Origin of the sequence: Micromonospora sp. NPDC002575 (assembly GCF_042889525.1) — a bacterium.
Classification (GTDB): Bacteria; Actinomycetota; Actinomycetes; order Mycobacteriales; family Micromonosporaceae; genus Micromonospora; species Micromonospora carbonacea.
The window spans coordinates 328,170-341,617 of the sequence record NZ_JBIARA010000002.1; the positions used below are offsets into that span (position 1 = coordinate 328,170).

Genomic DNA, 13,448 nt, shown 5'->3' on the forward strand with positions numbered 1-13,448 from the left:
GCGGCCCGCCGCAGGCGGAACCGTCGAGATTGCCGGAATTGGCTGATAGCGGAATGCGATGCCGGCCGGACCCTGCGTGACCCCGCCGCTCCCGATACTACCCACTGTCCACTGTGATCGAAGGGGCTGGTGAGTGGGTGGAGCGGGGGCAAGGGTGGTTCGGCGTCGTGCGACTGACCGCGGTGGTGGCGCTCCTGGTCGCGGTCGTCCTGGTGGCGTACGCGGTCGTCGTCCGCGCCGGCCCGCCGTCGGAGGAGGACCTCCGGCGGGCGGCCGGCCTGCTGGGCAAGCAGGAGCTGCTGATCGGCGTGCACGACGACAACCCCGAGATCAGCCTGCTCGACCCGCGCACCGGGACCTTCTCCGGGTTCGACATCGACATCGCCTACCTGGTGGCCGCCGACCTCGGCTTCCGCCCCACCGAGGTGCGGTTCCTGGCCATCGAGAGCGAGGACCGGGGCAAGATGCAGGCCCGGACCGCCGACGGCAGCGGGTTCGTCACCGTCGACCTGGTGGTGGCCAGCTACAGCATCACCGAGGAGCGCGAGGCCTCGCCCGACGTGACGTTCTCCGCACCGTACCTGCGCACCGACCAGTCGGTGGTGACCCGCCGCGGCCACCCCCGGGTGAGCACCTTCGACGACCTGCGCGGACGCCGGGTGTGCAGCATCTCGACCTCGACCTCCGAGGGGCCGGCCAAACAAGCTGGTGTGGTGCAGGCCAACCGGCTGCGCACCAGCGAGTGCATCGAGGACCTGCTCGCCGGCCGGGTCGAGGCGGTGACGAACGACGCCGCGCTGCTGTGCGGCTTCGTGGCCCGGGACGCGAAGCGGTTGATGGCGCACGACATCGGGCAGTCCGACGAGGAACGCTGGGGCATCAACACGGGCGGCAACACCGCCCTGCGCGACCTGGTCAACCTGTCCCTGTACGACTCCCTGCACGATCCCGCCGACCGGCGCTGGGAGGACGCGTTCGACAAGCATCTACGCCCGACCCAGCCGGAGTGCCTGCCGCAGCCGGTAGCCGTGGACCAGCAGCCGACGAACGTCGCGCAGGTCGATGTCCGCCGGTGGCCCTGGGAGTGACCGGCGCCGGGGACATGGACGATCAGGCCACCGCGCCGGTACGCGCGCAGCAGCAGTGGCTGCTCACCCTCCTGCCCGCCTTCCCGCTCGCGCTGCTGGTGCTGCGGGTGTGGTATCTGAGCCGGCAGAACCTGTCCACGATGCTGCTGGTGGTGCAGTACATCAGCCCCCTCGGGTTGATCAGTGGCCTGTTCGTCGCACTGGTGTGGGCGATACCGGCGGCGATCCTCGTGCTCCGGGCGCTGGGCGCCCTGCTCGCGGTGAGCACCGACACCGACGAGAGCGGCTCGCTGCTGGCCCGGACCACCCGACGGATGCCGGACTGGGTGGTGGTCCTGGCCGTCGGGTCGGCCGCGCTCACCTGGCAACTGCGCTTCCTGCCCACCCTGCTGATGCTCACCGTGGCGATCGTCGGCCTGGTGGCCCGTCAGCGGCATCCGGGCAATCGCCCGCTCCTGGTGGCCACCGGCGTCGCGCTGCCCGTCGGGGCAGCCGTGCTGGCGTACACCTGGCTGGCACCCGGCATCGACGCCGCGCTCGCCGCGGGCGAAACCGTCACGGCGTCGCTGTTGCTCCTGCCGCCCGCGTCCGCCGTGCTCCTCACCGGCCCGGTGCCGTCCTGGTCGGCGCGGGCGGTCACGCACTGGACGGCGCTCGGCGGCGCGCTGTTGGCGCCACTCGTGCTGGGCGCGATCTTCCTCCGCGCCCCGATCCTGCCCGTCCAGGCCGTCGAGGTGGACGCCGAGCCCTGGGCGGACAACCAGCCGGTGCTGCTGGGGCACCTCATCGCCGTCGACGACCGGATGACCACCCTGCTGGACCGACACGGACGGGTCCACTTCGTGCCCAACGACCAGGTGGTCTCCAGGGCACTGTGCCCGGAGCCGAAGCAGGTCCCCGCCAGCCGGGTCGACATCCGGGGGTGGCAGGTCGAGCGGACGGCGTTGGAGTGGCTCGCACCGACCGAGGGCGTGGTGACCACGGATCCCCGGTGCCAGGGCCGACCGGCCCGGGCGCCGTGACGGGGCGCGGAGCCGGGGCGACGGCTCGACCCGGCGGCTCCGCGCCGGCGGCGCGTGGCACGACGTCCCCACCGAGGCACCGGCCTGTCCCACACCCGCGCCCACGTCCGTTCAGCGCAGCAGGCGCACCGCGCCTGGCACGGCGGTCACCGTCACCGGCAGGTCGAGGCACCGCTCCCCGTCGGCGTACGTGGTGATCCCCTCGGCGGCCAGCTCCACCGTGCGGGCCCGGTGGCTGCTCACCAGCGGGTGCCGCACGTGGGTGCCCCGGTAGATGCGCGGCTTCACCCGGACCAGGGTGCGCCGGTCGAACCGGCCGCCGACCACCACGTCCAGCAGGCCGTCCGTCGGGTCCGCGTCGGGGCAGATCCGCATGCCGCCGCCGTAGCTGGCGCAGTTGCCGACCGCCACCAGCACCGCGTCGCACTCCAACAGCTCGCCGTCGAGGCGCAGGGTGTAGCGGCGCGGGCGCAGCCGGGCCAGCTCCACCAGGATCGCCAGGTCGTAGCGGCGGGGGCCGCGCGGGCGGCGCATCCGGTTGGCCCGCTCGTTGACGATCGCGTCGAAGCCGGCGGCGAGCACCGCCCCGTACCACCGGGCGGCGCCGTCGGGGCCGGTCAGCCGGGCCAGGTCCACCGGCCGGGTCCGGCCCTCGCGCAACGCCGCGGCGACGGTCTCGACGGCGGCGATCGGGTCGGCGGGGAAACCGGTGTCGGCGGCGAAGTCGTTGCCGGTGCCGGCCGGCACCGGAGCGAACGGCACGCCCGTGCCGGCCACCGCCTGCAGGCCCCGGTGCACGGTGCCGTCGCCGCCGACGGTGACCAGGGCGGCGGCCCCGTCGGCGACGGCGGCCCGGCACGCCGCCTCGGCCTGCGCGCCCGTGCCCGCCTCCAGCAGCCGCACCGGCCGGCCGGCCGTCGCGAGCCGGTCCAGCAGGCGCGGCAACAGGCCCCGGTGCCGCCCGCGCCCGGCGGTGGGGTTGGCGAGCACGGCGACGGGACCGTCGGGGCGCGGCCCGGGGGCGGGGTGGTCGGCTGCGGTCACGGCGAGCACCGTACCGCCTGCTCGCTCGCCCCGGCACCAGCCTGCCGGCCCGTCCAGGCCGGCCCTCGCGTCGGGCCGGCATGACTCGTCGCCGAAGCAATCTGCCGTCGCGTTGAACGACCGGCGGGCCCGCACCGTACGGTTCGGTGAAGGGAGCTGCCCCATGAAGCGCATGACCCCGCTGCTGACGCTGGTGACCGGAGCCGGAATGGCGGCCGTGCTGTTCGCGATGAGCGCGCAGGCGGCACCGACGGCCGCACCGCCGAAGGCGGACGCCGCGCCCCCGGCCAGCGCCGCCGACGCGCCGCCGACGCCGTCCGCCAGCCAACCGCCCGAGCTGTCGCCGGGTGCCTCGGCACCGCCGGCGGCGGCCCCCGGCGCGACGGACGTCCCGGCCGCCGGCACGCCCGAACAGAAGGTGGACGCGAGCTGGACCGGCCGCCTGAACAACGGCGCCACCATCGCCATCACCTCCCGCGACGGCGCCGCCGAGGCGTACGTGTGCGACGGCAAGGACATGGAGCTGTGGCTGCGCGGCACGGCCGCCGACGGCAAGCTCGCACTCGACGGCAAGGACGCCACGCTCACCGGGACGTTCGACGGCGCCGAGGCCACCGGCAAGCTGACCATCGGCGGCGACACGACCACGTTCACCGCGAAGGCCGCGGCGGGAACCGCCCCCGTGGTCTACCGGGCCACCCCGCAGTTGCGGGACGCCGGGGTCGACGGCGGCTGGATCCTGCGGCCCGACGGCACCCAGATCGGCGTGCTCACCTGGAACGGCCGGCCGATGCCGGCGCCGCCGCTGGACCCCGCGTTCGGCACCACGATCGTCGAGGGGCTGACCGTCACCGCCCGACCGGTGATCCCCGAGCCGGGGCCCCGCCGGTGACCAGCGGCGACCGGCGCGCCGGCACGGACGTCGCCCCGGCCGGCGACGCCTGGGACAGCGGCACGAAGGCACCGCCCCGCGTCGACTGGGACACCCCGCCGCAGGTCGACGTGTGGGGCACCGGGACCGGTGCGCGCCCGGGTGGCGACCGGTGGGACGCCGGCCGCAAGGCCCGGCCCGAGGTCGACACCTGGCGCGCCGGCCGCGACGGCGGGCCGGACGCCGGCCGGCCGCGCGACGACCGGGGCCCCGGCGCCGACGACGACGGGCGGGGCCTGCGGGTGCTGCCCGATCCCGCCGCGTTCGCGGCCCGGCTCGCCGCCGAGACCGAACCGGCCCGCACGGCCTCGCTGCTGCTGCCGATGCTCGCCGGCGCGGCGGTCGCCGTGGCCACCGGCGTGTACGCCAAACTGCACCAGCCCACCGGCGTCGCCGTCAACGTCGCCGGTTTCACCGGCCCGATGCAGGTCAAGGTGTGGCTGGGCAGCGCAGCGATGGCGCTCGCCGTGGTGCAGGTGCTGTCGGCGTTGGCGATGTGGGGGCGGCTCGGCGGCTTCCGCCCGTCCTGGGCGGGCGTCGCCCACCGCTGGTCCGGCCGGGTGGCGTTCCTGCTCGCCGTGCCCGTGGCCGTGCACTGCCTCTACGCGCTCGGGTTCGCCGCCTACGACCTGCGCACCCTGGCCCACTCCCTGTTCGGCTGCTTCTTCTTCGGCGTGTTCACCACGAAGATGCTGGCCCTGCCGAAGCCGGGGCTGGCCGGCTGGGTCCTGCCCGTGACCGGCGGGGCGGTCTTCGTCGCCCTCACGGCGATCTGGCTGACCTCGTCGCTGTGGTACTTCACCACCTTCGGGATCACCCGGTGACGCCGCCCGGCACCGCCAGCAGGCCACCCGCCGGCACCGACCACACGCCACCCGTCGGCACCGACCGCACGCCGCAGGTCGGCACCGACCGCAGCGAGGAGAGCAGCGCGATGACCGAGGAGCACCGGCCCTGCCCGTCCCGCCGGGCCGTCCTGTGCGCCACCGGCGCGGCGGGCGTCACCGCCCTGCTGACCGGCTGCCAGACGTACGGGCAGCCCGTCGCCGCGCCGCCCGCGGCCGAACCGCCCGCCAGCGGGGACCCGGTGGCCGAACCCGCCGCCAGTGGCGACCCCGCCGACGCCGACGCTCCCGCCGGTGGGCAGGCGGCGGCGCTGGCCGCCGTGGCCGACCTGCCCGTCGGCGGCGGCCGGATCCTCGCCGACCGGGGCGTGGTGCTGACCCGGCCGACGCAGGAGACCGTCAAGGCGTACTCCGCCACCTGCACCCACGCCGGCTGCACCGTCACCCGCGTCGCCGCCGGCACCATCGTCTGCGGCTGCCACAACAGCGTCTTCGACATCGCCGACGGTTCGGTGCGCGGCGGGCCGGCCGGCTCACCGCTGCCGCCGGTCGCGGTGTCGGTGCGCGACGGTCAGGTCCTGCTCGCCTGACGGCCGCCAGGCTGCCACCCCCGGCACGACGAACACCCCGGCACGACGGAGGCCCGCCCCGAGAAGTTCGGGGCGGGCCTCCGCGTCGTCGGCGTCGTCAGGTCATGTCGTCGTAGCGGCGGTCGATCGGCGCCGGCGCGGCCACCGGCTCCGGCGCCCCGATCGGGGCCGATGCTTCGATCCGCTGGCTGGGCGGCATCCGGTCGTCGTTGAGCTCCAGCGGCGACACCTCGTCGTCGGCGATGCCGGCGTAGATCTCCTTGCCCCGCCCGCGCCGCTTGTCGTTGAGGAACGCGACACCCACGGCAGCGAAGTACAGGGCGGACAGGCAGACTGCCAGGGCCGTCATGCCGAACGGATCCGGCGTTGGGGTGACCACCGCTGAGAAGGCGAAGAACACGAAGATCGCGACCCGCCACCAGCTGAGCAGCCGCTTCGCGCTCGCCAGCCCCACAAAGTTGAGCATCAGCACGATCAGCGGGAACTCGAATGCTACCCCGAACAACAGGATCAGGTTGGTGACGAACGAGATGTAGCGGGTCACCTCGAGGTTGGTCGAGATGTCGTCACCGGAGACGTTGAGCAGGAACTCCAGCCCCTTGGTGGTGACGAAGAAGGCCAGTACCGCGCCTGCGGCGAACAGCGGTGCCGCCAGCGACGTGAAGACGTAGGCGTACCGCCGCTCGTGCCGGTGCAGACCCGGCGCGATGAACGCCCACAGCTGGTATAGCCAGACCGGGGCGGCGATGACCAACCCGACCCAGAGGCCGATCTTCAGGTTGAGCAGGAAAACGTCGGCGACACCGAGCTGAACGAAGTTGCACTTGCCCGTGTCTGGGTCAATCGAGGCCGGCAGGTCGCAGTACGGCTTCGACAACAGCAGCCGCACCGGGGTCGCCAGCCAGATGCCGAAGCCGAAGCCGACCACGATCGCCAGCGACGCCCGGAACAGCCGGGAGCGCAGCTCGCGGATGTGGTCCATGAGCGTCATGGAGCCGTCGGCGGCCTGCTCGAACTTGCTCGGTCCGCGTTTACGAAGGGCGAAGGCCACGGTGGTCGGGCCCCTCGGTCAGTGGTCGCGGACGCGCTGCACCGGGTCGATGACCGGCTGCTGCGGAGCCTGCGGCGGGGCGTACGGCTGCTGCTGCGGCTGCGCGTACGACTGCTGCGGCTGCGCGGCGTTCGGGGGCAGCGGCTGGTAGCCGGCCTGGGCGTCGGCCTTCTCGGCCAGATCGCGGTCGTCGTCGTGCAGGCTCTTCGTCTCGGCCTTGATGATCCGCAGCGAACGGCCCAGCGAGCGGGCCGCGTCGGGGAGCCGCTTCGCGCCGAAGAGCAGGATCATCACGACCACGAGTACGGCGATGTGCCACGGCTTGAGGGCACCCATGGGAAGCTCCAGTCGCTCTGTGTCGTCGTGGGGTGTTACCGGAGCCCATCGTACGTCCGTCGAGGGCCGTTGCCACCCGCCGGACGCTGGTGGTTTCGGCCGGCCGGTGAAGTGTTGACCAACTCCGCGCGTCCCGTCAACCACTTGAACCCGGATCCCACCTGCGGGTACCCGCCCCGCGCCGGACGTCGGGCGCTCGCCGCAGCGACCCGGGTCGATCTAGTGGCCGCGCTTGGCCTTGATCACGGCCAGGCGGCGCTGGGTGAGCTCCACCCGCCCCTGGAGCGCCTCCGCGCGCTCCTGCAACGCCTCGGCCGACACCCGCAGCGCCTCCGCCTCCGCCTGGCGGCCCTGCAACGCCACCGCCGCCCGCCGCAGCCGGGGCAGCCGGGCCAGCACCGGCCGCACGGCCAGCGCCAGCACCACGAACGCGAACAGCACCACCGCGACCACGATCCACTTCACCACGGCGGCCAGCCTACCGGGACGACACGGACCCCGCCGGGTCACCCGACGGCGCGCCGTCGGGGCTGGCGTACGCCTCCAGCGCGGCGACCGCCTGCGCCCGGACCTGCTCGGCCAGCTCCGCCGGGGCCACCACGGCCACCCCCGGCCCCAGCCCCAGCACGAACCGGCGGGCCCAGCCCAGGTCGGTCACCCGCAGCGACACCAACCACTGGTCGCCGTCGCCGCGCTCGACCCGCTCGCACGGGTAGTATTCCGTGATCCACCGCTCGCCCCGACCGATCCGCAACGTGATCAACGGCAGGTCCGGCGACGGACGGAACACCCCCTCGGTGAGGTCGTGCGGGCGCGCCTGCGGCGGCACCACCGCCGGCTCGTCCAGCTCGACGACCGCGTCGATCCGGTCGGCCCGGAACAACCGGACCTCCTCCGCGCGGCGGCACCACGCCTCCACGTACGCCCGGCCGCCCACCATCAGCATCCGCAGCGGGTCGATGACCCGCTCGGTCGTCTCGTCCCGGGCCGCCGTGTAGTAGGTGATCCGCAGCGCCCGGCCCCGCCCCACGGCGGCCCGCAGCTCCTCCACCCGCCGGCCGTCCGCCTGCAGCCGCACCTCCACCGGGGCGCCGACCAGGTCGCCCGCCGCGTTCTCGATCTTCGCGAGGGCCCGCTCCACCGCCTCCCGGTTGGCCACCCCCGGCGTCTCGGCGAGCATCCGCAACGCCACCACCAGCGCCAGCGCCTCGTCGGGGGTCAGCCGCAGCGGCCGGTCGATCCCCGCGTCGTAGGTGATGGTCACCCGGTCGCCGTCGAACGCCATGTCGATCAGGTCGCCCGGGCCGTAACCGGGCAGCCCGCACACCCACAGCAGCTCCAGGTCCTCCCGCAGCTGCCGCTCGGTCACCCCCAGGTCGCCGGCGGCCTCGGCGATCTCGATCCCCGGCCGGGCCAGCAGGTAGGGCACCAGGTTGAGCAGCCGGGCCAGCCGGTCGGCCGAGGCCCGGTTGCCGGCGGCGCGGGGGCCGGTCGGGCGGGCGGCGGCGGGGCGGGTCGCCGGGCGGGTCATCGGGCACCTCCGGCAACGGTCAGCTCGTCGTGCCGGGCGGCGATCTCCTTGAGCCGCTGGATGACCGCCTCGCGCACCTCCGGCGGGTCGAGCACCCGCACGTCCGGGCCATACCCGACCAACTTGGCCGCCAGGGACTCCGCGTCGGCGTACGGCAGGACCAGCCGGTCCCCCGCCGGCCCGGAGCCGCTGTCCACCGCCCAACGGCGCAGCCCCGCCGCCCGGCCCGGACGGACCAGGACCGTGGCCCGGCCCGTGCGCTCCACCGGCCCCGACCAGCGCGCCACATGGCTGATCAGATCCAGCCCCGGCGGCGGCTCGTAGCCGCCCGGGGCGCCGGCCACCCGGACCGCGCCCACCACCCGCGACAGCCGGAAACAGCGCGTCGCCGCCCGGTCCAGGTCGTGACCCACCACATACCACCGGCCCCGCCAGCAGACCACGCCCCACGGCTGCACCCGGCGGCGGGTCGGGTCGTCGCGGTCGGGCACCCGGTAGTCGAAGCTCACCTCGCGGCGGTCCCGCGCGGCGGCCGTCAACGGCGCGAACGCCGGATCGACCGTCACCATCGGCTCCAGGCCCAGGGTGGCCTGCGGGTCCACGTCCACCCCGGCGGCGCGCAGCTTCGCCAGCCCCGACGACGCGGCGGCCGCCAGCCCGGCGTGCTGCCACAACCGGGCGGCGATGCCGACCGCCGCGGCCTCGTCCGGCTCCAGCGGGATGTCCGGCAGCGCGTACTCCCGGTGGGCGATGCGGTAACCCGGCTCCGAGTCGAAGACGCTCGCCGTCCCCGTCTCCAGCGGCACCCCCAGCTCACGCAGCTCGGCCTTGTCCCGCTCGAACTTGCGCTGGAACGCTTCGTGATCCTTCGCGTCGTCCGGATCGTGCTCGTAACCGGGCACGGTCGCGGCGATCTGCGCGGCGGTCAGGAACCGTCGCGTCGACAACAGGCAGATCACCAGGTTGACCAGGCGTTCGGTGCGGCTCCGCGACACGTGTGCACGCTAGCAGCCCGCGCGGCGCGGGCGTGCACCCAATCCGGGCGCGTCGCGGCAACGCCGCAACACTCACCCTGAGTAGCCAGAAGGGCACCGCGACGGTCGACGCCGGGCGGCGGACGCCCAGCGGTCATAGGGTGACCCCATGCCCAAAGCGGACGCCAAGACCGAGAGCGTGGGCACCGTCGTCGTGGCCGGCGCGGCGAACCTCGCCATCGCCGTGGCCAAGCTCGTCGCCGGGCTGATCTCCGGCTCCGCGGCGATGCTCTCCGAGGCCGCGCACTCCGTCGCCGACACCACCACCGAGGCGCTGCTCTACCTGGCGCTGCGCCGCGGCGCGCGGCCCGCCGACGTGCGCCACCCCTTCGGCTACGGCAAGGAGAGCTACGTCTGGGCGTTCCTCGCCGCGCTGTTCACCTTCGTCGCCGGGGCCGGCTTCGCCATCACCCACGGCGTCACCACCATCCTCGTGCACGAACACAGCGGCAACTACCTCGTCGCGTACGTCGTGCTGGCCGTGTCGTTCGCCGTCGAGTCGGTCTCCCTGGCCCGGGCGTCCCGGCAGATCCGCGCCGAGTCACGCCGCTGGCGCACCACACCGAAGCGGTTCCTGAAGCTCACCGCCGACACCACCGTCAAGGCCGTCTTCCTGGAGGACAGCGCCGCCCTCATCGGCCTGCTGCTCGCCGCCGTCGGCCTCGGCCTGTCCCACCTCACCGGCGACGAACTCTACGACGGCCTCGCCTCCATCGCCATCGGCCTGCTGCTGCTGTTCGTCGCGATCACCCTCGCCGAGGCCAACATCTCGCTGCTCGTCGGGCGCTCCGTGCCCGAACGGCTGCGCCACGAGATCGCGGCGGAACTCGACGGGCTGCCCGCCGTCGAACGCATCGACACCCTGCTCACCATGCAGCTCGGCCCCGAGGACATGCTGGTCGCCGCCAAGGTCGACTTCCGCGACGACGCCACCGGCGCCGACATCGAGGCCGCCGCCGACGAGGCCGAGCGCCGCCTCACCGCCCGCTACCCCGAGATCGGGTACGTCTTCCTCGACCCCACCCCGTCGCGCCCCGAGACCCGCAACCGGCGCACCCGGCACATCCAGGACGAGCCGCCACGCTGACCCCGCCGCCGCGCCCCGCGCCCGGCAACCGCTAGCGTGCACCGCATGGTGCGATGGCGGGCGGGAACCGTGACGGCGCTGCGGCGGGAATGGACCGGCGCGATCGAGCTGGACGTCACACTCGCCGACGGCACCACCATGCGGGCCCTGGCCTATCCGCAGCTCGTCGGCCGCCCCGCCCCCGGAGACCGGGTGCTGCTCAACGCCGGGGCGCTGCTCATGGGCCTCGGCACCGGCGGATACGCCCTCGTCGTGGCCCTGCCCGACCGGCTGCCGCCCGACCCCCCGCAGGCCGGCGACACCCGCGACGCCGGACACCTCGTCAAGGCCCGCTACACGCCCCTGCAACCCATCCTGCTCGGCGTCGACGAGGAAGCCAGCCCCCACCACGAGACGCTGGCCGCCGCCGAGGACGTCGCCGGCCTGCCCGTCGTCACCGCCGACCTGCACTCCGCCCTGCCCGCCATCCTCGCCGGCATCCACGCCGACGCGCCCGACGCCCGCGTCGCGTACCTGCTCACCGACGGCGGCGCGCTGCCCGCCTGGTTCTCCCGCGCCCTCGACGGGCTGCGCAGCCGGCTCGCCGGCACGATCAGCGTCGGGCAGGCGTTCGGCGGCGACCTGGAAGCCACCACCGTGCACAGCGGCCTGCTCGCCGCCCGGCACGTGCTCGCCGCCGACGTGGTGATCTGCGCCCAGGGCCCCGGCAACCTCGGCACCGGCACCCGGTGGGGCTACTCCGGCGTCGCCGTCGGCGAGGCCGTCAACGCCGTCGCCGCCCTCGGCGGGCACGCGATCGGCTCCCTGCGCATCTCCGACGCCGACCCCCGCCCCCGGCACCGGGGCGTGTCCCACCACAGCATCACCGCGTACGGCCGGGTCGCCCTCGCCCCGGCCGACCTCGTCGTGCCCGACGGCCTGCCCCCCGCCCTGGCCCGCGACGTCGACGCCGCGCTCGCCCCCCTCGCCGGGCGGCACCGCATCGTCCGGGTCCCTGCCGACGGGCTCGACGCCGCCCTGCGCGCCAGCCCCGTGGCCCTGTCCACCATGGGCCGCGGCCTCGACGCCGACCACGCCTACTTCCTCGCCGCCGCAGCCGCCGGCCGGCACGCCGCCGCAGCCGTGGCCCACTGAACCGCAGCCGCACCCCGGTCACGGCCGGGCGGTGCAGCGGCATGCGCCCGCATGCGGCGGTTCGCGGCAAAGATCCCTCAGGCCAGGAAGATCAACGCAAGCCAGCCGCCGACGATCACCACCAGCGCCACGGCCAGCACCCACGTCGGCACCGTGTACTCGCCACGCCGGTTCCGCTCCACCTCCGCGCGGATCTTCTCGCGGCGGCGGTCGATCCAGTTCAACTTCTCGGCGCCGCGCTCGCGCCCCGGAGGTTCAGACATCATGGCAGCGCCAGCCTACCCGTAAGGCCCCCTCCCGCCGCGACCAGCGCCGCGCGAGGGGGCCCGCCGGATCACATGCTGGCGATCAACCGCTCCACCCGCTCGTCGTACGCCCGGAACGGGTCCTTGCACAGCACGGTGCGCTGCGCCTGGTCGTTGAGCTTCAGATGCACCCAGTCGACCGTGAAGTCACGCCGCTTCTCCTGCGCGTGGCGGATGAACTCCCCCCGCAGCCGCGCCCGCGTCGTCTGCGGCGGCGTCTCCTTCGCCTCGAAGATCTCCGGGTCCGTCGCCACCCGGTCCACCTCCCCGCGCCGCTCCAGCAGCCCGTACAGGCCCCGCCCACGCCGCAGGTCGTGGTACGCCAGGTCCATCTGCGCCACCCGGGGATGCGACAACGGCAGGTCGTGCTTGCGCTGGTACCGCTCGATCAGCCGCAGCTTCGACACCCAGTCGATCTCCCGCGACACCGGCTCCAGATCACCGGTCTCCACCGCCCGCAACACCCGGCCCCACAGCTCCACCACCCGCTTGGCCGTCTGGTCCCCGCCCCGGCGCTCCACGAACTCCGTCGCCTTCGCCAGGTATTCCTGCTGGATCTCCAGCGCGCTGACCTCCTTGCCGGAGGCCAGCCGCACCTTCCGCCGGCCGGTGATGTCGTGCGACACCTCGCGGATCGCCCGGATCGGGTTCTCCAACGACAGGTCCCGCATCACCACCCCCGCCTCGATCATCCGCAGCACGATGTCCGCGGAACCGACCTTCAGCAGCGTGGTGACCTCGTTCATGTTCGAGTCACCCACGATGACGTGCAGCCGCCGGTACCGCTCCGCGTCCGCGTGCGGCTCGTCGCGGGTGTTGATGATCGGCCGGCTCCGGGTCGTCGCCGACGACACCCCCTCCCAGATGTGCTCCGCCCGCTGCGACAGGCAGTAGACCGCGCCCCGGGGCGTCTGCAACACCTTGCCCGCCCCGCAGATCAACTGCCGGGTCACCAGGAACGGGATCAGCACGTCCGCCAGCCGGCCGAACTCGCCGTGCCGGGAGACCAGGTAGTTCTCGTGGCAGCCGTACGAGTTGCCCGCCGAGTCGGTGTTGTTCTTGAACAGGTAGATCTCACCCGCGATGCCCTCGTCGTGCAGCCGCTTCTCCGCGTCGACGAGCAGCCCCTCCAGGATCCGCTCCCCCGCCCGGTCGTGGGCCACCAGGTCCACCACCGAGTCGCACTCCGGCGTCGCGTACTCCGGGTGGGAACCCACGTCCAGGTAGAGCCGGGCGCCGTTGCGCAGGAACACGTTGCTCGACCGGCCCCACGACACCACCCGACGGAACAGGTACCGCGCGACCTCGTCGGGGGACAGCCGCCGCTGCCCACGGTAGGTACAGGTGACGCCGTACTCGGTCTCAAGGCCGAAGATTCGCCGCTCCATGAGTTGACATTAGTCCTCTCCGGCCCCGAATGGGCAGGGCTGACCACCCGGACACACGCGAC

15 protein-coding genes are annotated in these 13,448 nt (G+C 74.2%); 7 read left to right on the plus strand and 8 right to left on the minus strand.

What is annotated here, in order from left to right; genetic code table 11:
* Positions 1–167 precede the first annotated feature (167 nt).
* Together ACFYWL_RS04890 and ACFYWL_RS04895 are read left to right on the plus strand one after the other, a co-directional pair.
* Positions 168–1,088: a transporter substrate-binding domain-containing protein gene (locus ACFYWL_RS04890; protein WP_386967441.1), complete on the plus strand. Its 921-nt coding sequence runs from the start codon at positions 168–170 to the stop codon at positions 1,086–1,088.
* Entirely contained in the window at positions 1,073–2,110 is a 1,038-nt protein-coding gene (locus tag ACFYWL_RS04895) for a hypothetical protein (protein ID WP_386967443.1), read from the plus strand. Before ACFYWL_RS04890 ends, ACFYWL_RS04895 begins: the two co-directional genes overlap by 16 nt.
* Positions 2,111–2,221: 111 nt before the next feature.
* On the opposite strand, the gene ACFYWL_RS04900 is transcribed toward ACFYWL_RS04895, so the two are convergent.
* Positions 2,222–3,163 (minus strand): diacylglycerol kinase family protein, encoded by a 942-nt coding sequence (locus tag ACFYWL_RS04900; RefSeq protein ID WP_386967445.1) that lies wholly within the window; start codon positions 3,161–3,163, stop codon positions 2,222–2,224.
* 154 nt (positions 3,164–3,317) lie between these two features.
* Here ACFYWL_RS04900 and ACFYWL_RS04905 point away from each other — a divergent pair, with 154 nt between their 5' ends.
* From ACFYWL_RS04905 to ACFYWL_RS04915, 3 genes are all read left to right on the plus strand, one after another.
* A complete protein-coding gene (locus ACFYWL_RS04905; RefSeq protein ID WP_386967448.1) occupies positions 3,318–4,046 on the plus strand; it encodes a hypothetical protein in 729 nt (242 codons plus the stop codon).
* A 281-nt stretch (positions 4,047–4,327) separates the two neighbouring features.
* The gene (locus ACFYWL_RS04910) at positions 4,328–4,909 is read left to right on the plus strand and encodes a DUF6529 family protein (protein WP_386967795.1); all 582 of its coding nucleotides are present in this window, start codon (positions 4,328–4,330) and stop codon (positions 4,907–4,909) included.
* Complete coding sequence (locus ACFYWL_RS04915) at positions 4,906–5,520, plus strand: Rieske (2Fe-2S) protein (RefSeq protein ID WP_386967450.1); 615 nt, start codon at positions 4,906–4,908, stop codon at positions 5,518–5,520. Before ACFYWL_RS04910 ends, ACFYWL_RS04915 begins: the two co-directional genes overlap by 4 nt.
* Positions 5,521–5,617: 97 nt before the next feature.
* On the opposite strand, the gene tatC is transcribed toward ACFYWL_RS04915, so the two are convergent.
* From tatC to ACFYWL_RS04940, 5 genes are all read right to left on the minus strand, one after another.
* Entirely contained in the window at positions 5,618–6,571 is a 954-nt protein-coding gene (gene tatC / locus ACFYWL_RS04920) for a twin-arginine translocase subunit TatC (protein ID WP_386967453.1), read from the minus strand.
* Between the two features lie 18 nt (positions 6,572–6,589).
* On the minus strand, positions 6,590–6,907 hold the full coding sequence (gene tatA / locus ACFYWL_RS04925; RefSeq protein WP_074477176.1) for a Sec-independent protein translocase subunit TatA: 318 nt from the start codon (positions 6,905–6,907) through the stop codon (positions 6,590–6,592).
* A gap of 219 nt (positions 6,908–7,126) precedes the next feature.
* Positions 7,127–7,375, minus strand: a complete 249-nt coding sequence (locus ACFYWL_RS04930; protein ID WP_386967457.1) for a hypothetical protein — start codon at positions 7,373–7,375, stop codon at positions 7,127–7,129.
* A 10-nt stretch (positions 7,376–7,385) separates the two neighbouring features.
* Positions 7,386–8,438, minus strand: coding sequence for a helix-turn-helix transcriptional regulator (locus ACFYWL_RS04935; protein ID WP_386967459.1), 1,053 nt, complete (start codon positions 8,436–8,438; stop codon positions 7,386–7,388).
* The gene (locus tag ACFYWL_RS04940) at positions 8,435–9,433 is read right to left on the minus strand and encodes a helix-turn-helix transcriptional regulator (RefSeq protein ID WP_386967461.1); all 999 of its coding nucleotides are present in this window, start codon (positions 9,431–9,433) and stop codon (positions 8,435–8,437) included. The genes ACFYWL_RS04935 and ACFYWL_RS04940 overlap by 4 nt, the downstream gene beginning before the upstream one ends.
* 148 nt (positions 9,434–9,581) lie before the next feature.
* Between ACFYWL_RS04940 and ACFYWL_RS04945 the strand changes: the two genes are divergently transcribed.
* Together ACFYWL_RS04945 and ACFYWL_RS04950 are read left to right on the plus strand one after the other, a co-directional pair.
* Positions 9,582–10,559, plus strand: a complete 978-nt coding sequence (locus ACFYWL_RS04945) for a cation diffusion facilitator family transporter (protein ID WP_386967463.1) — start codon at positions 9,582–9,584, stop codon at positions 10,557–10,559.
* A 45-nt stretch (positions 10,560–10,604) separates the two neighbouring features.
* Positions 10,605–11,693 (plus strand): DUF3866 family protein, encoded by a 1,089-nt coding sequence (locus ACFYWL_RS04950; protein WP_386967465.1) that lies wholly within the window; start codon positions 10,605–10,607, stop codon positions 11,691–11,693.
* 77 nt (positions 11,694–11,770) lie between these two features.
* On the opposite strand, the gene ACFYWL_RS04955 is transcribed toward ACFYWL_RS04950, so the two are convergent.
* Both ACFYWL_RS04955 and pafA read right to left on the minus strand, forming a co-directional pair.
* Complete coding sequence (locus ACFYWL_RS04955; RefSeq protein ID WP_043968826.1) at positions 11,771–11,959, minus strand: hypothetical protein; 189 nt, start codon at positions 11,957–11,959, stop codon at positions 11,771–11,773.
* A gap of 68 nt (positions 11,960–12,027) precedes the next feature.
* On the minus strand, positions 12,028–13,386 hold the full coding sequence (gene pafA, locus ACFYWL_RS04960) for a Pup--protein ligase (RefSeq protein ID WP_074477170.1): 1,359 nt from the start codon (positions 13,384–13,386) through the stop codon (positions 12,028–12,030).
* Positions 13,387–13,448 lie beyond the last annotated feature (62 nt).

Bases quoted from the DNA above. Each gene is read 5' to 3' on its own strand.
- ACFYWL_RS04905 (WP_386967448.1), top strand. From the start codon at position 3,318: ATGAAGCGCATGACCCCGCTGCTGACGCTGGTGACCGGAGCCGGAATG.
- tatA (WP_074477176.1), bottom strand. From the start codon at position 6,907: ATGGGTGCCCTCAAGCCGTGGCACATCGCCGTACTCGTGGTCGTGATG.
- ACFYWL_RS04935 (WP_386967459.1), bottom strand. From the start codon at position 8,438: ATGACCCGCCCGGCGACCCGCCCCGCCGCCGCCCGCCCGACCGGCCCC.
- ACFYWL_RS04945 (WP_386967463.1), top strand. From the start codon at position 9,582: ATGCCCAAAGCGGACGCCAAGACCGAGAGCGTGGGCACCGTCGTCGTG.
- ACFYWL_RS04950 (WP_386967465.1), top strand. From the start codon at position 10,605: ATGGTGCGATGGCGGGCGGGAACCGTGACGGCGCTGCGGCGGGAATGG.
- ACFYWL_RS04955 (WP_043968826.1), bottom strand. From the start codon at position 11,959: ATGATGTCTGAACCTCCGGGGCGCGAGCGCGGCGCCGAGAAGTTGAAC.
- pafA (WP_074477170.1), bottom strand. From the start codon at position 13,386: ATGGAGCGGCGAATCTTCGGCCTTGAGACCGAGTACGGCGTCACCTGT.